This window comes from Micromonospora sp. NPDC023737, assembly GCF_040639715.1.
GTDB lineage: Bacteria > Actinomycetota > Actinomycetes > Mycobacteriales > Micromonosporaceae > Micromonospora.
The window spans coordinates 283,743-301,858 of the sequence record NZ_JBFAAL010000003.1 but is presented as its reverse complement, the minus strand read 5'-3'; the positions used below and the strand labels follow the sequence as shown (position 1 = coordinate 301,858).

The window sequence follows — 18,116 nt, the reverse complement described above, 5'->3', positions numbered from 1 at the left end:
TTCGCCGTGCGTCCGTGTCGCGAGCGGAACGTCACTTCTTGTCCTCGTCCACGATCTCGGCGTCGACGACGTCGTCGGCCCCACCGGCCTGCGCGCCGCCGGTCGCGCCGGTCGCGCCGGTCGCGCCGGTGCCCGGTCCGGCCTGGCCGCCCGCCTGCCCCTGCTCGGCCTGCTGCTGCGAGTAGAGCAGCGAACCGGCCTGCTGGGAGATCTGCGCCAGCCGCTCGTGCGCCGACTTGATCTTCTCGATGTCCTGGCCGCCGAGGGCGCTACGCAGCTCACCGAGCGCCTCGTTGAGCTGGTCGCGGTTCTCCGCGGGCAGCTTGTCGCCGCTCTCGGCGAGGAACTTCTCGGTCTGCCACTGGAGCGCCTCGGCCACGTTGCGGGTCTCGGCCTCGTCGCGGCGACGCTTGTCCTCGTCCGCGTGCTCCTCGGCGTCCCGGCGCATCCGCTCGATGTCGTCCTTCGGCAGCGAGGAGCCGCCGGTGATCGTCATCTTCTGCTCCTTGCCGGTGCCGAGGTCCTTCGCGTGGACGTTCACGATGCCGTTCGCGTCGATGTCGAAGGTGACCTCGATCTGCGGCACGCCACGCGGCGCCGGCGGGAGGCCGGTCAGCTCGAAGGTGCCGAGCTTCTTGTTGTAGGCCGCGATCTCACGCTCACCCTGGAAGACCTGGATCAGCACCGACGGCTGGTTGTCGTCCGCCGTGGTGAAGACCTCGGAGCGCTTCGTCGGGATGGTGGTGTTGCGCTCGATCAGCTTGGTGAAGATGCCGCCCTTGGTCTCGATGCCCAGGCTCAGCGGGGTCACGTCGAGCAGCAGGACGTCCTTGACCTCGCCCTTGAGCACACCGGCCTGCAGCGCGGCGCCGACGGCGACGACCTCGTCCGGGTTGACGCCCTTGTTCGGGTCACGGCCGGTCAGCTGCTTGACCAGGTCGGTGACGGCCGGCATACGGGTCGAACCGCCGACCAGGATCACGTGGTCGACGTCGGAGACCTTGATCCCGGCGTCCTTCACGGCCTGCTCGAACGGGCCCTTGCAGCGGTCCAGCAGGTCCTGCGTCATCCGCTGGAACTCGGCGCGGCTCAGCGTCACGTCGAGGTGCAGCGGGCCGGCAGCGCCGGCCGTGATGTACGGCAGGTTGATGTTGGTGGTGGTGGCGGCGGACAGCTCGATCTTGGCCTTCTCGGCGGCCTCCTTGAGCCGCTGCATGGCCATCTTGTCCTGGGAGAGGTCGATGCCGTGCTCGCCACGGAAGGTCTTCACCAGGTGGTCGATGACCCGCTGGTCCCAGTCGTCGCCACCGAGGTTGTTGTCACCGCTGGTCGACTTGACCTCGATGACGCCCTCGGCCAGCTCCAGCAGGGAGACGTCGAAGGTGCCACCGCCGAGGTCGAAGACCAGGACGGTCTGCTCCTTGGAGCCCTTGTCCAGCCCGTACGCGAGGGCGGCCGCCGTCGGCTCGTTGACGATCCGCAGCACGTTGAAGCCGGCGATCTCACCGGCCTCCTTGGTGGCCTGCCGCTGGCCGTCGTTGAAGTAGGCCGGAACGGTGATCACCGCGTCGGTGATCTGCTCACCCAGGTACGCCTCGGCGTCCCGCTTGAGCTTCATGAGCGTACGGGCGGAGATCTCCTGGGGGGTGTACTTCTTGCCGTCGATGTCCACGGTCCAGTTGGTGCCGATCTCCCGCTTGACCGACCGGATTGTCCGGTCCGGGTTCGTCACCGCCTGCCGCTTGGCGACCTCACCGACGAGCACCTCGCCGTTGCGGGCGAACGCGACGATCGACGGAGTCGTCCGCGAGCCCTCAGCGTTGGCGATGACGGTGGGCTCACCGCCCTCGAGAACGCTGACGCAGGAGTTCGTCGTGCCGAGGTCGATACCGACCGCACGTGCCATCTTCGCTTCCTCGCTTCGTAAGGTTTGAGCAGGTGACGGGCACCGCCCGCAGCGCACCCACCACAAGTTGAGTGAACTTGACTCAATAGTGCCACGCTCACGCGGAACGTCAAGTCGACGTTGAGTCGACCCGACGCAACCCCTGATGCTACTGATCGGTTGTCTTGAGTTGCGTCGGTCGGGCACGCTTTAGCGGTGACGACGCACGGCGACCCCGCCAGCCACTCCGGCACGCCCGCCGTCGCAGCCCGCACCGGCCCACAGGACGCCCCGGCGGACCGGCCCGCCACCCCGGGGGGCGAGAGCCTCCCCGCCGCGCTGGAGGCCCTGCGGGTCGCGATCGGGGCGGCCCGGTTCCCGTTGGCCCTGCCGTCGGCCGAACCGGCCAGGCAGGAGGTCGCCGCGCTCACCCAGCAGCTCGACGACTACCTGCTTCCCCGCCTCTCCCGGCTCGACGCGCCCCTGCTCGTGGTCGTCGGCGGCTCCACCGGAGCCGGCAAGTCGACCTTGGTCAACAGCCTGGTCAAGGCGCGGGTGAGCGCCGCCGGCGTGCTCCGCCCGACCACCCGGTCACCCGTGCTGGTGTGCAGCCCACCCGACACTTCCTGGTTCCGGCAGGGCGAGTTGCTGCCCGGCCTCACCCGTACCAACGAGCCGAGCGAGGACCCGCGCACCCTCCAGATCGTCACCGCTCCGGCGCTCCCGGCCGGGCTCGCCTTCCTCGACGCGCCGGACATCGACTCGGTGGTCGACGCCAACCGGGCACTCGCCGGTCAGCTGCTCGCCGCCGCCGACCTCTGGCTCTTCGTCACCACCGCGGCCCGCTACGCCGACGCCGTGCCCTGGGAGCTGCTGCGTAGCGCCCGGGCCCGCGGCACGGTGATCGCCATGGTGCTGGACCGGGTACCCCCGGAGGCGGCCGACGAGGTTTCCGCCCACCTGTCCGAAATGCTCGCCGAGCAGGGGCTCGACCAGGCGCCGCTCTTCGTGCTGCCGGAGACCCGGGTCGACGGCCAGGGGCTGCTCCCGGAGCGGGTCACCACCCCACTGGCCGACTGGTTCACCCGACTGGCGGCCGACACGAACGCCCGGGCCGCCGTGGTCCGACAGACCCTGGACGGAGCGCTGGCCGCTCTGCACCCGTCGGTCGAGGGGCTCGCCGACGCCGCCGACGAACAACTCACCACCGCCGACGCCCTCGACGAGCGGGTACGGGCCGCTTACCGAGGAGCGCACCGCACCGTGGAGCAGGGGTTGAGCGACGGCCGCCTGCTCCGCGGCGAGGTGCTCGCCCGATGGCAGGAGTTCGTCGGCACCGGCGAGTTCTTCCGCACCCTGGAGGCCCGGATCGGACAGCTGCGCGACCGGATGGTCGCCGCGCTCACCGGCCGTCCGGCACCGGCCGCCGGGCTGCGTAGCGCGATCGAGTCGCAACTGGTCACGCTGCTGCGCGGGGTGGCCGCCGAGGCGGCCGAGCAGGCGTACGCCGGGTGGAAGGCGCATCCGGCCGGCGCCGCGCTGCTCGACCCGGCACTGGCCCGTCCGGGCGAGGATCTGCCCGCCCGGGCCGAACGGCTGGTCCGGGACTGGCAGCGCGGGGTGCTGGAGCTCGTCCGGACGCAGGGCGGCGACAAGCGCTTCGTGGCCCGCACCGCCGCCTACGCGGTGAACGCCACCGGCCTGACGGTGATGATCGCCGTCTTCGCCTCGACCGCGTTCATCCCGACCGGCCTGGAGGTCGCCACCGGCGCCGGCACCACGGTGGCCGCGCAGGCCGTGCTCCAAGCGATCTTCGGCGACCAGGCGGTGCGTACGCTGGCCGCCAAGGCCCGGTCCGACCTGCTGGAGCGGGTGCGGACGCTGCTGGACGACGAGGCCGGGCGCTACCTGACCCGGAGCGCGACGGCCCGGCTCGACGCGGAGACCGTCGGCGCGCTGCGGGCAGCCGCCGACCGGGTGGAGACCGCACGACGCCGCAGCGGACTGACCACCGGAGGGCCGACCGGGTGAGCACGAGGACTGGCGCCGCGGCCGCGAACGGAGTTGCCGACGCGATGAGGAGATCCGCGAACCCGGCGGTCACGAGCGGGAGGTCCGCACGGTGAGCAACGTGGTCGGCCGGATGCGCGGCGCGTTCCGCGGCGACCAGCGGGTCGACCCGGACGTGCTGCTCGCCCGCCTGGACGCGGTACGCCGCTTCCTCGCCGCAGCGGACGGGCACCTGCCGGACAGCCGACTCGTCTCCGCGCACACGCTGGTCGAGCGGGCCGGTACCCGCCTGGCGCTCTCCCGCGACCACACCGTGGTCGCTCTGGCCGGCGCGACGGGCAGCGGCAAGTCAAGTCTCTTCAACGGGCTGGCCCGGCTGGATCTCTCTCCGGTCGGGGTGCGCCGCCCGACGACCGGCGTCGCCCACGCCTGCGTCTGGGGCGCTCAGGAGGGCGCGGCCCGGCTGCTCGACTGGATCGGCGTACTGCCCCGGCACCGGTTCGTACGGGAGAGCGCCCTCGACGCCGACGACGAGGCGGCGCTGCACGGCCTGGTTCTGCTGGACCTGCCCGACTTCGACTCGGTGCAGTGGTCCCACCGGCTGGAGGTGGACCGTCTGCTCGGCCTGGTCGACCTCGTGGTCTGGGTGGTCGACCCGCAGAAGTACGCCGACCGGGTGATCCACACGAACTACCTGGGCGAGTTCCACCGACACCGCGACGTCACGCTGGTCGTGCTCAACCAGGCCGATCGGCTCTCCCCGGCCGAGCTTCCCCGGGTGCTGGCCGACCTGCGTCGGTTGCTGGACGCGGACGGGCTGGAGGGCGTACCCGTGCTCGCCACGACCGCGACCGACCCCGGCGGCATCGTCGAGCTGCGTACGGCGCTGGAGCGGACCGTCACCGACCGCCAGGCGGCGCTGCGCCGCCTCGCCGGTGACGTGGACACCGTGGTCGCCGGGCTGGACGAGTTGGTCGGCTCCGACCGCCCGCCGACCGGCCCGGACGAGGCCGCAGCCAGCGAGCTGACCCGGGCGCTGGCGGGCACCGCCGGGGTGCCGGCGGTGACCGAGGCGGTGCAGCAGGCGTACCGGCATCGCGCCGCCGCCAGCACCGGGTGGCCGCTGGTCCGTGGGTGGCGGCGGCTGCGACCCGATCCGCTGCGTCGGCTGCACCTGCCGGGCGCGCCCGGCGAGGCCACCGACCCGGCGGAGAGCCTGGTGGCCGCGACCTCGGTGCCGGACCCGACCGCCGCACAGCGTTCCGCGCTCGGGCTCGCGATCAGGGCGGTGGCCGATCGTGCGGCGGCCGAGCTGCCCGCCGGTTGGCCGGACGCGGTGGCCGACGCGGCCCGGTCCCGCCTCACCGACCTGCCGGACGCGCTGGACCGGGTGGTGGCCGCCACCGATCTCGGCATGGCCCGCCGACCTCTTTGGTGGCGGCTGGTCGGGGCCGGGCAGTGGCTGGTGACGCTGGCGGCGCTCGGCGGGCTGGGTTGGCTGGTGCTCGGCTACGTGCTGCGCGCACTGGGCCTGCCCGACCCGGAGCACCCGATGGTGGGCGTGGTGCCGGTGCCGACGTTGCTGCTGCTCGGCGGCCTGCTCGCCGGTCTGCTGCTCGCGGCGCTGACCCGACCTGTCGTCCGTTGGGGGGCCGTGCGGGCCCGACGACGGGCGGACCAGCGGCTCACCGCAGCGGTGGCCGCGGTGGGCGACGAGTACGTGCTGGCCCCGGTCCGGGATGTCCTCGGCAACTACGCCGTGGCGCGGGACGCCCTCCGGGACGCCGCCCGGCGCTGATCCGCGCCTATCGCCACCCGCTGCCCGCTACCCCCGCACGGGCGTAGGGTCGACGCATGGCCCCTCCCCGGACCCCGTACGACACCGTCCTGCACGCCGCTCGTGACGTGACCCGGCTGGACAACGCCTTGGACGCCGAGATGCTCGGCGCGGCGCTGCTCGGCAGCGTCTACGCCATCGCGGAAAGCGACCGCAACACCGCTGTCCGGGAGTTCGTCACCGGTTTCCTCGCCGCCACCGCCCGCCGGCGCACCGCCGCGGCGACCACCATCCGGGCCGTCTTCGCCGCTCTGGTGCCCGACGCCGAGGGTGCCGAGCGGGTCCGACCGGGCAGCCAGGCACCGGCCTGGTCCGGGCAGCTCGGCCGGGTACACCTCACCGGCACCTGGGCGTACGGGGACGTGTACGGGGACCAGACCTCCTACCTGGCCACCTTCGCGTACGACGACACGGCCGGCGGTCAGGAGCACGCGCTGGTGGCGCTGGTGGACCACAACATCGGCATCACCAAGGACATCTACGTCGGCGGGCCGGCCGGACGGATCCTCGAGCAGGTGCGGCAGATGTGCGCGGCCGACGAGCTGACCTGGTTCCGGGAGGAGGATCCGGCCCGGATGCGTGACGAGGTGATCCGTCACCTCGCGATCACCGACGACCTCGTCGAACTGCCGAGCGCGGGCGCTCTCGCCACCGACCGGGCGCTGGCCGGCGCGCGGCTCGCGGTGCTGCCCACCGCCCCCACGCCCGCGCGCTGGGCGCCTGAGCCGCTCTCCGCCGCCGACCGGGCCGACCTGCTCCGGCGCTTCCTCGCCTCCCCGGAGGCCACCCGAGCCGGGCTGGACGCCATCGACGGCCCCGAGCTGGCCTCGCTGCACTTCTGCCTCGGCCTGCTGCTGGACCACGCGGCGAGCTTCCCGGACGCCGACCCGCTGCGCTGGAGCCCGGCGGTCGCAGGGCTGTTCCTGCTCGACTGGGTGCACCGGCGCGCCGTGCTGGACATGGACGACGCCGCGATGCTGCCCCGGGTGCTGCGCGCCTGGGCCGCGTACGCCGCCCGGCAGCGCGAGTTGCCGGCGCTCGCGGCGACGCAGACCGACGTGGCGATCGAGGAGATGGTGCCCGAGTTCGCCCGTCTCTACAGCACCGGCGAGCGGCGCAGCCCGGCCACCGCGGCGGTGGCCGAGCTGATGGCCGACGGCGTGGACCCGGACGACCCGGAGGCGCTGAACGCCTGGATCGAGGCGAACCGCCACCGCCTGATCGAGCCCGACTGAGCCGGCCCGGACGAGCCGGGCCGGAAAGTTCCGACGTGCCCGGCCCCGGGAATCCGACGTGCCAGGCGGGGATGTTCCGGCGAGCCGGGCCCCGGGGCTCCGACGAGCCGGGCCGGGAAGTTCCGACGTGCCCGGCCCCGGGAATCCGACGTGCCAGGCGGGGATGTTCCGGCGAGCCGGGCCCCGGGGCTCCGACGAGCCGGGCCGGGGAGTTCCGACGTGCCGGGCACCGGCGACGCGGCGGGTGTCCGGTCGCCGACGCTCAGCGCAGCGCGGCGAAGACCACCCCGGCGACCAGGCCGCCCACCAGCGCACCGGCGAGCACCTGCGGCACGGTGTGGTCGCGCAGCCGCACCCGGGACCAGCCGACCAGGGCCAGCAGCGGCGCGGCGACGAGCAGGAGGGGCCCGAAGGTGAGGACCAGGATCGCCACGGCGCCGGCGGCGACGGCCGAGTGGATCGACATCTTCCACCAGTGGCTGACGGTCACCGCCACCACCAGGCCGACCGCTCCGGCCACGGCGAGCGCCACCACGGGGCGCGGCGCGCCGAGCCCGACCAGCAGAACTAGGCCGACGACCACCGAGCAAAGACCGACGAGCAGCGGAACGCGGCGCTGTTCGCGCCGCCCGACGTGGTGGTCGGTGAGCCGCCCTCGACGTACCCCGCCGACGATGTACGCGAACGGAATGCCGCTGACGAAGATGACGGCGAGCAGTGCCCACCCCAACCCGGCCACGCCACCCTTGGTGCTGTGCCAGCCGATAGTGATCATCAAGACGGGGACGAGCACCGCGGGTGCGGTCAGTTCCGTGATCAGTCGGGCCAGCCGCAGCGCCGGACCGGACCGGGGCGTGGGGACCGGACCGGGGGCCGCACCGCCGTCCACGCTGTCTCCTCGAAGTGCGTCATCCGGGCGGTCCGGCCGCGCCTGATCATCACCGTATAGAGGGCGAGCGGCGCGGGCATTCGTTCGCCGGTTCCCGGCACTACGGGATGACGGGGGCGGCCGACGACACCGAGCTGCCAGCGGCGGTGGGCGGACCGTTGCCCGGGCTGGGACGGGCGACGGTCGGGTGGGTGTCGGCGGACGGCCGGGGGCGGGCGGTCAGGGTCGGTGAGTCCGCGGGGTCGGGCGAATCCTCCGGGCGCGGCGAGTCGTCCGGGCGCTCGGTGGGCGGCGAGGTGGGTGGTGAGAGCGACGGACTGGCGGCCGGCCCGTCCGGCCCGTCGGTCGGTGACGTGCTCGGGCTCGGCGACGGGCTCGGCGACGGTGGGCGCGAAGGCCCCGGCGGGCTGGTCGGAGTGGGACGCGGCGCCGGTGGCGTGGGCCGCGGCGTCGGTGGCGTGGGCCGCCGGGTCGGCGCCGAGCCGGTCCAGGCCTCGGCCGGTCCGTTCCGGGCCGGGTCCGACCGGCCGGGTCCGCGTGGCGCCGGGCCGGGCGACCACCCGCTCACCGCCGACGGGCTGGTCGTGGGCCGGGCGGGCGGCTGACTGGAGGTCGGTAGCGGGACGACCACCGGCCCCACGGAGGGCGTCGGGATGAACGGAGTGCTGCTGTCCGGCAACGCTGTGCTGCCGACCGTGGCGGAACCTGTGCTTATCGCCGCGAGGATCGGCATCGAGGCGGTGCCGGCCAGCAGCGCGACGGTGAAGAGGTAGCCCCGGGACGGCCCGGCGGAGCCGGGCGCTCGGTGCGCACCCACGACCCGCCGGTAACCACCGTTGATGGCGCGGTGTCGCCCGAGCAGCGGCGTACCGGGTCCATCGGCTGGCTCGGACACCAAGCGCCTCCTCGTGTCGGTAGTGGACGGACCGACACGGTGGGGCGGGCCCGGGTGCGGCAAACCGGTCCGATCACGGCGATCCTGCGGGAATCAGCCTGACCCAGTGACGCTCCGTTCGCCAGATCCCTACAGCGTGTCGACATGGGCAACTACCCGAACGGTGACGAACCATCACCGGATCGTCGTCGGGTGTGCCACGTGCCGATGTTGACAAAGGCCGCGAAGCGATCGGGCCTCGTCGAGCAGGCCGGGCGTACTGTGGGGCCACTCACCTCCTCTGCGAATATGGAGCACGACGGCAACGCAGCCGCGGCCTCCGCGCACCCTCGCGGCAGGCTCGGCGGACGCCGGCGCTCCCCGATCCGGGTTCGGCCAGCTGAATCCGGCTCACGCCGCGCGGCAACCCTCACCTGGGCTAGGCGCGGCCGCCAGGACCGGTCCGGCACCGCCGGGCCGGCGCAGGATTTGCGCGGCCGGGCGACCAGCCGGTGCCGACGCAGACATGACAGGGAGAGACGGATGGCAAAGGGCGACCCCGGGGTCACCACCCGCAGCAGGCGGGCGGCACCCCGTTCCAGGAAGGGCACGGGCGGCGACCCGGAACTGGTGCAGTTGCTCACCCCCGAAGGCGAGCGCATCGACAGCGTCGTCGGGCCGGACGGCACCGTGTACAGCGTCGACTTCACCGACGAGGAGTACCGCGGGCTCTACCGCGACCTGGTGCTCGTACGGAAGCTGGACGCCGAGGCCACCGCCCTGCAGCGCCAGGGCGAACTGGGCCTCTGGGCCAGCCTCCTGGGCCAGGAGGCGGCGCAGGTCGGCTCGGGCCGCGCGCTGCGCACGCAGGACATGGCCTTCCCGACCTACCGGGAGCACGGCGTTCTCTACTGCCGGGGCATCGACCCGATCATGCCGCTCGGCCTGTTCCGCGGTGTCGACCAGGGCGGTTGGGACCCGAACGAGTTCAAGTTCAACATGTACACGATCGTGATCGGGGCGCAGACCCTGCACGCCACCGGATACGCCATGGGCGTCGCCATGGACGGCAAGACCGGCACCGACGACGGCGAGGCGGTGATCGCCTACTTCGGCGACGGCGCCACCAGCCAGGGCGACGTGAACGAGGCCTTCGTCTGGGCGAGCGTCTTCAACTCTCCCCTCGTCTTCTTCTGCCAGAACAACCAGTACGCGATCTCGGAGCCGCTGGAGCGGCAGACCCGCGTCCCGCTCTACCGGCGGGCGGCCGGCTTCGGCTTCCCCGGAGTCCGGGTCGACGGCAACGACGTGCTCGCCTCGTACGCGGTGACCCGTACCGCCCTGGACAACGCCCGGCACGGGCAGGGGCCGAGCCTGATCGAGGCGTACACCTACCGGATGGGCGCGCACACCACCTCCGACGACCCGACCCGTTACCGGATCGCCAGCGAGGTCGAGGCGTGGCAGGCCAAGGACCCGATCGCCCGGATGAAGGCCTTCCTGACCAAGCAGCAGATCGTCGACGCGGACTTCTTCGCCGAGGTCGACGAGCAGGCCCGCCGCGAGTCCCTGCACCTGCGCGAGCGGGTGCTGGCCATGCCGAACCCGGAACCGGTCACCATGTTCGACCACGTCTACCCGAACGGTTCCCCGCTGCTGGACGAGCAGCGCGCGAAGTTCAGCCGCTACATGGAGTCGTTCGAGGGGAGCGCCCACTGATGGCCACGGAGACGCTCACCATCGGCAAGGCCCTGAACACCGGGCTACGGCGGGCCCTGGAGAACGACCCCAAGGTCGTGATCATGGGTGAGGACGTCGGCAAGCTCGGCGGCGTCTTCCGGATCACCGACGGGCTCCAGAAGGACTTCGGCGACCAACGGGTGATCGACACCCCGCTCGCCGAGTCGGGAATCATCGGCACCGCCGTCGGCCTCGCCATTCGCGGCTACCGGCCGGTCTGCGAGATCCAGTTCGACGGCTTCGTCTACCCGGCCTACGACCAGATCGTGTCGCAGGTGGCGAAGATGCACTACCGCTCGGGCGGCAAGCTGCGGATCCCGATGGTGATCCGGATTCCGTTCGGCGGCGGCATCGGCGCCGTCGAGCACCACTCCGAGTCGCCGGAGGCGTACTTCTCGCACACCCCCGGCCTGAAGGTGGTCTCCTGCGCGAACCCCCAGGACGCGTACGTGATGATCCAGCAGGCGATCGCCTCGGACGATCCGATCGTCTTCCTGGAGCCGAAGCGGCGGTACTGGGAGAAGGGTCCGGTCGACCTGGACGCGCCGCTGGCCGACGCGTACCCGCTGCACGCCGCCCGGGTCGCCCGCCCCGGCACCGACGGGACCCTGCTCGCGTACGGCCCGATGGTGCGGACCTGCCTGGACGCGGCGACCGCCGCTGCCGAGGAGGGTCGTGAGCTGGAGGTCATCGACCTGCGCTCGATCTCCCCACTGGACCTGACCGCAGCGTACGAGTCGGTCCGGCGCACCGGCCGGGCCGTGGTGGTGCACGAGGCGCCGTCCAACGTCGGCCTCGGCGCGGAGATCGCGGCACGGATCACCGAGGAGTGCTTCTACTCGCTGGAGGCTCCGGTGCTGCGGGTGACCGGTTTCGACACCCCCTACCCGGCCGCCCGGGTGGAGGAGGAGTACCTGCCCGACATCGACCGGGTGCTCGACGCCGTCGACCGCACCTTCGGCTGGTGAGCGACATGTCCCGGATCAAGGAGTTCAACCTGCCCGACCTGGGCGAGGGCCTCACCGAGGGCGAGATCCTCAACTGGCTGGTCAAGGTCGGCGACATCATCGAGCTGAACCAGCCGATCGTCGAGGTCGAGACGGCCAAGGCGGCTGTGGAGATCCCCGCGAAGTGGGGCGGCCGGGTCCAGGCGATCTTCCACCCGGAGGGCGCCACCGTCGACGTCGGCTCCCCGATCATCTCGATCGACACCGACCCGGACGCCGGCCCGCTGGACACCCCGCAGGCGCCGTCGGCCGCCGCCCAGCCCGGCGGCGACCTGCCCACCCCGTCGGCGGCCTCGCTGGCCGCGGTCGAGGTGGCACCGGCCGAGGGCGCGGTCGAGCCGGGCCTGATCGGCAGCCCGGCCCCGGGTGGCCGGACGCCGGTGCTGGTCGGCTACGGCCCGCGTACCAGCACCGCGAAGCGCCGGCCGCGTAAGGGTGCGGTGCCGACGCAGACGGTCCCGGCGCAGGCCACCGCGGCGCCGGTCGTGCCGAAGCAGGTCGCGCCGGCACCGGCCGATTCCGTCCCAAACGGACACGGCGGCACGGCGACCGGCGTGCTGGCCAAGCCGCCGGTGCGCAAGCTCGCCAAGGATCTCGGCGTCGATCTCAGTGCGCTGGCCGGCTCCGGTCCGCTGGGCTCGATCACCCGGGAGGACGTTCAGCGGGCGGCGAGCGCCCCGGCCGAGCCGGCGGCGGTCGCCACGACCGCCACCACGGCGGCGAGCTTCGGCGCGGACCGCGAGCAGCGCATCCCGGTCAAGGGGGTACGCAAGCTCACCGCCGAGAACATGGCCCGGTCGGCCTTCACCGCGCCGCACGTGACGGAGTTCCTGACCGTCGACGTGACCCGGGCGACGAAGGCGCTGGACCGGCTCCGCAACCGCCGGGAGTGGCGCGACGTCCGGGTCTCGCCGCTGCTGCTGGTGGCCAAGGCCGTGCTGCTCGCGGTCAAGCGACACCCGATGATCAACTCCACCTGGGGCGGCGACGAGATCGTCGTCAAGGAGTACGTCAACCTGGGGATCGCCGCAGCCACCGACCGCGGGCTGATCGTGCCGAACGTCAAGGACGCCGGACGGCTCACGCTCCGCGAGCTGGCCGATGCGTTGACCGACCTCGTGCAGACGGCCAAGGCCGGTCGCACCACGCCGGCGGACATGTCCGGCGGCACCCTGACCATCACCAACGTCGGCGTGTTCGGCGTGGACACCGGGACGCCGATCCTGCCCCCGGGCGAGTCGGCGATCCTGGCCTTCGGGGCGATCCGGGAGATGCCCTGGGTGCACAAGGGCAAGGTGCGTCCGCGCCAGGTCACCACGCTCGGTCTCTCGTTCGATCACCGGATCATCGACGGTGAGCTCGGGTCGAAGTTCCTCCGGGACGTCGGGGACTTCCTCTCCGATCCGGAGGCGGCGCTGCTCGCCTGGACCTGACCGGTCCCTCCACCAGCCACGGCCGGTGTGCCACGGGTTAACGCCCGGCACACCGGCCGTGTCCATTGGGAGACAGAAACATAGGCGAGGAAGCCCGGAAACCTTTGATTGTTCGGCTCGTGGCGCAGCTCACCTAATAATCGATGGAAGTCTGGGCCTGGTTGGTGTTCAATAGAGACATCAAGGGGCTGACAACCGAATAGCCGGAGGAGAGACCGACCATGAGCATGATCGAGCGAATCAAGACCCGCCGCGACGCCAACCGCCGCGCCCGCGCCATCGAGCACGCGCTGCGCTCCGCCAACTCGCCGGCCGTCCGCGAGGAGCTCCTCGTGATCGCCCAGCGTCACATGAGCTGACGCACCAGACCTTTCCTCACCTCCTCCAGATCGATGACCCGCCCGGGAGCACCGGGCGGGTCATCGGCGTTTCACACCCGTTGACACCGGGATTCCACCTAGGCGCAGCGCCCGGTACGGTGGGCTTCGGTCGTCGCCACCGATTCGGGACAGGTCGAGCCGACTGAGCGCAGCTCGACACCACCCGACCACGTGGAGTGACGGCCGATGCTCCCCGGATGCCCTGGACGGTCACCGGATACGGTGCGGGGAGCCCGGCACGGCCGGTACGCCGGCAACGCCGGCAGCCAAGCCGAGGAGACCGATCGGCACCGGCAGCCGACATGTGATGAGGAGGCGCACCGATGACGTCCGAGGGCCCGCACCACCCCGGCCAGGAGCCGGACGAGGTGCCACCGGGCGCCGGCGGACCGGCGCCGTACGGCGACCGCCCGGCGCAGCCGGCCAACGGCTACGGCGCCGGCCCGGACCTGGGCTGGGCGCCCCCGCCACCGGCAGGACACAATCCGGCCGCGCCCAACTGGCCGGCTCAGAACGACCAGCCGCCCACCCAGTGGGGCGCGCAGACCCCGCCACCGGCCGACGCGGGTCAGCCCGCGCCGTGGCCCGCGACCGGCACCCCTCAGCCGACCTGGGGTGGCCAACCAGAACAGTCCGGCCAGGGCTGGGCCGGCTCGGCCGAGCAGCCGGCCTGGGCGCAGGCCCAGCCGGCCGCCCGCGGCGCGGCTCAGGTTCCCGCGCCCGCAGCGCCTCCGCAGGCGTGGCCCCAGGACGACCCGACGCGCTCGGGCGGTTGGACCCCGCAGCAACCGGGCGACGCGTCGCAGGCCGACCAGCCCGGCTGGGGCGCTCCAGTTCAGTCCGGCCCGGCCAACGGCGGCTGGCCCGCTGGCGGCTCCCAGCCGGAGACGCCCGGGAACGGCTGGAACGACGGCGGGCAGGCCGAACAGCCGGCCTGGGCGCAGGCCGAACAGAACGCACCGGCGTGGGCGCCGGCCGAACCGGCCGCGCGCGGCGCCGCACAGGTGCCGACGGCGGGTGACTCCGGCTCCGCCGGATGGACCCCGCAGCAGGACGCCGGCTGGCCTCCGGTCACCCCGGGCCAGGCCGACCAGCCCGCGCAGCCGGACACCTCCGGCGGATGGGGCACCGGTGCCACCAGCCAGCCGGACCAGGCCGGGCAGCCTTGGCGAGCGACCCCGGAGGGCCAGCCGCAGCAGCCCGACTGGATGCTCCCGCAGACCTCGGAGCGCTCGTCCGACGGCGCACCCACGGGTGGCTGGGGCGAGGCCCCCGCCGATCCGGCCCGCTCCGGCGGCTGGTCGGCCGAGCCGAACGGCACGCCTGCACGCGCCAGCGCCAGCGTGCCCGGCGCCGGCGGCCTGCCGCAGCGCACGCCCGGCGAGCGGCAAGGGGCGTCGGAGGTGGAGCCGTGGGCACCCGGGGAGGCGTGGGGCAACACCGACGCCGACTCGGCGAGCCGCTCCGCCGAGCGTCCCGAGGAGCCCCCCGTCTACCAGCCCGGCCCCGCGCCGGGGATCTCGCCGGCGAACGTCGTACCGCTGCCTCCGCAGGAGCAACGGGTGCCCGGTGCCAGCCTGGCTGCCACGCCGCCGGCGGACTACGTACCCCCCGCCGAGCTCCCGCCGGCTCAGTTCGGCGCAGCCGCCGGGCAGCCGGCCCAGTTCGGGCAGCCGGCGTCGCACGAACGCGCCGACTGGCCGCCCGTCGAGGCGACCGGGCCGGCGTACGAGCCGGAGCAGCCGGCCTGGGGCGGCGAGGCCCACCACGACGAGCCGTCCTCACCGGCCGGTCCGGTGGTCCCCGCGCCACGTACCTCCCCCGAATCCGGTACGGCCGGTCGCACCACGGCGAGCGCCGCCGTGCCGCTGGCCAGCCGGGTGATGCCGCCGGCCGATCAGTCCCTGCGGCCCGACGCCGCGTCCGCACCGCAGCCCCGGGTGTACGGTCGCCCGGCCCAGCCCGAGCCGGCGGACGAGCCGGAGCAGGTCCAGCCGAACGGGTACGGCATGGATGCCCGGCCTGAGGCCGGTCCCCGCTTCGACGACCGCGACCTTGCCCCGCCGCCGGTCGGCTACGCCGAGTCCGCCCCGGCGAGTTCCGGGCCGCCGCCCCCGCCGGCGTTCCCGCCGGGTGTACCGACCTTCGTCGACGCGCCGAACAACACTCGGCCCGTCAACGGAAACCGGCCGCACCCCGGCGAACGGTCGGCCGACCCGTTCGGGTCGCCCGTGCCCAACGATCCCGGGATGCCCGCTGCTGCGGGCTACGGGCCGCCCTCGCTGCCCGACAGCGAGCCGGCGCCCACCAGCACGTTCCCGCCCGCCTTCCCGCCGGCCGCACAACAGCAGCCCGTACCGTCGTGGGCGCAGAACGGACCCGACCAGCAGCAGTCCGCTCCCACCTGGGCGCAGAACGGGCCGGACCAGCATTCCGCTCCGAGCTGGGGGCAGGGCGCGCCGGAGACCGACCAGAACCGGTTCGACGCGTTCAAGCCGGACGAGGAGCCGAAGACCGAGGCGCCGCCGCCGAAGGTCCGCAACGGTCGGGTGCTGGCCGCGGTGCTGACCGCCGCGGTGCTGATCCTGGCGGTGCCGCTCGGCCTGCTCTTCCTGCTCGGCAAGGTCGGTGGTGACCAGTCGCCGGCCTTCGACCCGGCGGTGGGTACCTGCGTGAAGCAGGCCGGCGAGGGCGCCGTCCCGGCCGACTGCGGCGAGGCGAACGCGTTCACCGTGGTCTCGAAGGTGGACAACAAGGACAAGTGCGGCGACCCGACTCTGCCGCACGTCGTACTCCAAGGGGACGGTCCCAACCGGGTGCTCTGCCTGAAGCCGGCCGCCGCCGGCAAGTAGCCGCCTCGACGGGGGCCACGGTCGTCCGTGGCCCCCGTCGTCGTGTCCGGGGCCGGGCAGGTGTGATCGAGCCCGCTCGGGGTACCGCCGGGCACCACCGGCCGGGTCCGGCAGACTGGACGCATGAGCGCACGAGTACGGGCTCCCGAGCTGCGCGGCCGAGGCTGGCTGAACACCGGCGGCCGTGACCTCACCCTCGCCGACCTCCGCGGCAAGATCGTCATCGCCGACTTCTGGACCTTCTGCTGCATCAACTGTCTGCACGTGCTCGACGAGCTGCGACCGCTCGAGGAGAAGTACGGCGACGTGCTCGTGGTGATCGGCGTCCACTCGCCGAAGTTCGAACACGAGAAGGACGCCGACGCCCTCGCGGCGGCGGTCGAGCGGTACGGGGTGCACCACCCGGTGCTCGACGACCCCGAGATGGACATGTGGCAGCAGTACGCCGCCCGCGCCTGGCCGACCCTCTCAGTGATCGACCCCGAGGGGTACGTGGTGGCCACCATGGCCGGCGAGGGCCACGCCGAGGGGCTGGCCCGGCTCATCGACGAACTGATCGCCACCCACGAGGCGAAGGGCACCCTGCACCGGGGCGACGGCCCGTACGTCCCGCCCGCCGAGCCGGAGACCACGCTGCGTTTCCCCGGCAAGGCCGTGCTGCTGCAGAGCGGCAACCTGCTCGTCTCCGACTCGGCCCGGCACTCGCTGGCGGAGCTGGAGCCGGACGGCGAGACGCTGGTACGCCGGATCGGCTCGGGCAGCCGGGGACGGACCGACGGCCCGGCCGACGTAGCCACGTTCTCCGAGCCGCAGGGGCTCTGCGTGCTGCCCGAGCAGGTGGCCGAGGTGGCGGGCTACGACCTGGTGGTCGCGGACACCGTCAACCACCTGCTCCGCGGCGTACGCCTGGCGACCGGCGAGGTCGTCACGATCGCCGGCACGGGGCGGCAATGGCGCTCGACGGCCGACGACCACGCCCACGACGCGCTCTCGGTCGACCTCTCCTCCCCCTGGGATCTCGCCTGGTACGACAACAAGATCATCATCGCGATGGCCGGCATCCACCAGCTGTGGTGGTTCGACCCGATCAAGCGGACCGCCGGCATGTACGCCGGCACCACCGTCGAGGCGCTGCGCGACGGCCCGCTGGCCGAGGCGTGGATGGCCCAGCCGTCCGGCCTCTCCGTCTCCACCGACGGCAACCGGCTCTGGGTGGCCGACAGCGAGACCAGCGCGATCCGGTACGTGGAGAACGGTGTCATGGGCACCGCGGTCGGGCAGGGGCTCTTCGATTTCGGTCACGTCGATGGGCCGGCCGCGTCGGCGCTGCTCCAGCACCCGCTGGGCGTGTGCGCGCTGCCGGACGGTTCGGTGCTGATCGCGGACACGTACAACGGAGCGGTCCGCCGGTTCGACCCGGCGACCGACCAGGTCTCGACGGTCGCCGACGGCCTGGCCGAGCCGAGTGACCTGGTGGTCACCGGGGAGGGCGAGGTGCTGGTAGTGGAGTCCGCGGCACATCGGCTCACCCGGCTGGCACCCGGCGCGCTCTCCGCTGCCGGTGCGAACACGGTGGATGGTCCCCGGCACCGCGCCGAGCGCAAGCCGACGGACGTGACGGCCGGCGAGTTGACGCTGGACATCGTCTTCACTCCGGCACCCGGCCAGAAGCTGGACGAGACGTTCGGCCCGTCCACCCGGCTGGTGGTCTCCGCGTCCCCGCCCGAGCTTCTCGTCGAGGGGGCGGGGACGAGCACCGAGCTGTCCCGGCGGCTGGTGGTCAACAGCGCGGTGGCCGGCGGCGTGCTCCAGGTGACCGCCCAGGCCGCGACCTGCGACGTCGACGTCGAGCACGCGGCCTGCCATCTGACCCGGCAGGACTGGGGCGTACCGGTCCGGGTGGTGGACGGGGGCGCCGCCCGGTTGCCGCTGGTGCTGCGCGGCATGGACGCCTGAGTCGCGAGGAGGGGCCCC

At 73.3% G+C, this 18,116-nt stretch carries 12 protein-coding genes; 10 read left to right on the top strand and 2 right to left on the bottom strand.

The features are described from left to right. Positions 1 to 31 precede the first annotated feature (31 nt). Positions 32 to 1,906 carry a molecular chaperone DnaK gene (gene dnaK, locus AB0F98_RS10200; protein WP_357731729.1) on the bottom strand — a complete coding sequence of 625 codons (1,875 nt, stop codon included), beginning with the start codon at positions 1,904 to 1,906 and terminating at the stop codon, positions 32 to 34. 195 nt (positions 1,907 to 2,101) lie between these two features. On the opposite strand from dnaK, the gene AB0F98_RS10195 reads away from it, so the two are divergent. The 3 genes from AB0F98_RS10195 to AB0F98_RS10185 all read left to right on the top strand — a co-directional run bounded on the left by AB0F98_RS10195 (position 2,102) and on the right by AB0F98_RS10185 (position 6,967). Next, positions 2,102 to 3,916: an ABC transporter gene (locus AB0F98_RS10195; RefSeq protein ID WP_357731726.1), complete on the top strand. Its 1,815-nt coding sequence runs from the start codon at positions 2,102 to 2,104 to the stop codon at positions 3,914 to 3,916. A 112-nt stretch (positions 3,917 to 4,028) separates the two neighbouring features. Then, entirely contained in the window at positions 4,029 to 5,693 is a 1,665-nt protein-coding gene (locus AB0F98_RS10190; RefSeq protein WP_357732457.1) for a GTPase, read from the top strand. Positions 5,694 to 5,749: 56 nt separating this feature from the next. Beyond that, the gene (locus AB0F98_RS10185) at positions 5,750 to 6,967 is read left to right on the top strand and encodes a hypothetical protein (protein WP_357731723.1); all 1,218 of its coding nucleotides are present in this window, start codon (positions 5,750 to 5,752) and stop codon (positions 6,965 to 6,967) included. Positions 6,968 to 7,229: 262 nt separating this feature from the next. On the opposite strand, the gene AB0F98_RS10180 is transcribed toward AB0F98_RS10185, so the two are convergent. Next, the gene (locus AB0F98_RS10180; RefSeq protein WP_357731720.1) at positions 7,230 to 7,856 is read right to left on the bottom strand and encodes a phosphatase PAP2 family protein; all 627 of its coding nucleotides are present in this window, start codon (positions 7,854 to 7,856) and stop codon (positions 7,230 to 7,232) included. A gap of 107 nt (positions 7,857 to 7,963) precedes the next feature. Between AB0F98_RS10180 and AB0F98_RS10175 the strand changes: the two genes are divergently transcribed. The 7 genes from AB0F98_RS10175 to AB0F98_RS10145 all read left to right on the top strand — a co-directional run bounded on the left by AB0F98_RS10175 (position 7,964) and on the right by AB0F98_RS10145 (position 18,098). Then, entirely contained in the window at positions 7,964 to 8,461 is a 498-nt protein-coding gene (locus AB0F98_RS10175; protein WP_357731717.1) for a hypothetical protein, read from the top strand. 812 nt (positions 8,462 to 9,273) lie between these two features. Then, on the top strand, positions 9,274 to 10,449 hold the full coding sequence (gene pdhA / locus AB0F98_RS10170; RefSeq protein WP_357731714.1) for a pyruvate dehydrogenase (acetyl-transferring) E1 component subunit alpha: 1,176 nt from the start codon (positions 9,274 to 9,276) through the stop codon (positions 10,447 to 10,449). Next, a complete protein-coding gene (locus AB0F98_RS10165) occupies positions 10,449 to 11,438 on the top strand; it encodes an alpha-ketoacid dehydrogenase subunit beta (RefSeq protein WP_357731711.1) in 990 nt (329 codons plus the stop codon). Before pdhA ends, AB0F98_RS10165 begins: the two co-directional genes overlap by 1 nt. 5 nt (positions 11,439 to 11,443) lie before the next feature. After that, positions 11,444 to 12,910, top strand: a complete 1,467-nt coding sequence (locus tag AB0F98_RS10160; protein WP_357732454.1) for a dihydrolipoamide acetyltransferase family protein — start codon at positions 11,444 to 11,446, stop codon at positions 12,908 to 12,910. A 221-nt stretch (positions 12,911 to 13,131) separates the two neighbouring features. After that, a complete protein-coding gene (locus tag AB0F98_RS10155; RefSeq protein ID WP_175649134.1) occupies positions 13,132 to 13,269 on the top strand; it encodes a hypothetical protein in 138 nt (45 codons plus the stop codon). Between the two features lie 344 nt (positions 13,270 to 13,613). Then, on the top strand, positions 13,614 to 16,142 hold the full coding sequence (locus AB0F98_RS10150; RefSeq protein ID WP_357731707.1) for a hypothetical protein: 2,529 nt from the start codon (positions 13,614 to 13,616) through the stop codon (positions 16,140 to 16,142). 123 nt (positions 16,143 to 16,265) lie between these two features. Further along, positions 16,266 to 18,098, top strand: a complete 1,833-nt coding sequence (locus AB0F98_RS10145; protein ID WP_357731704.1) for an NHL domain-containing thioredoxin family protein — start codon at positions 16,266 to 16,268, stop codon at positions 18,096 to 18,098. The last annotated feature ends 18 nt before the right edge of the window (positions 18,099 to 18,116 follow it).

Excerpts from the sequence above, each read along its gene's own strand:
- AB0F98_RS10160 (WP_357732454.1), top strand. The coding sequence starts at position 11,444 with ATGTCCCGGATCAAGGAGTTCAACCTGCCCGACCTGGGCGAGGGCCTC.
- AB0F98_RS10175 (WP_357731717.1), top strand. The coding sequence starts at position 7,964 with ATGACGGGGGCGGCCGACGACACCGAGCTGCCAGCGGCGGTGGGCGGA.
- AB0F98_RS10190 (WP_357732457.1), top strand. The coding sequence starts at position 4,029 with ATGCGCGGCGCGTTCCGCGGCGACCAGCGGGTCGACCCGGACGTGCTG.
- AB0F98_RS10165 (WP_357731711.1), top strand. The coding sequence starts at position 10,449 with ATGGCCACGGAGACGCTCACCATCGGCAAGGCCCTGAACACCGGGCTA.
- AB0F98_RS10145 (WP_357731704.1), top strand. The coding sequence starts at position 16,266 with ATGAGCGCACGAGTACGGGCTCCCGAGCTGCGCGGCCGAGGCTGGCTG.
- dnaK (WP_357731729.1), bottom strand. The coding sequence starts at position 1,906 with ATGGCACGTGCGGTCGGTATCGACCTCGGCACGACGAACTCCTGCGTC.
- pdhA (WP_357731714.1), top strand. The coding sequence starts at position 9,274 with ATGGCAAAGGGCGACCCCGGGGTCACCACCCGCAGCAGGCGGGCGGCA.
- AB0F98_RS10155 (WP_175649134.1), top strand. The coding sequence starts at position 13,132 with ATGAGCATGATCGAGCGAATCAAGACCCGCCGCGACGCCAACCGCCGC.
- AB0F98_RS10185 (WP_357731723.1), top strand. The coding sequence starts at position 5,750 with ATGGCCCCTCCCCGGACCCCGTACGACACCGTCCTGCACGCCGCTCGT.
- AB0F98_RS10150 (WP_357731707.1), top strand. The coding sequence starts at position 13,614 with ATGACGTCCGAGGGCCCGCACCACCCCGGCCAGGAGCCGGACGAGGTG.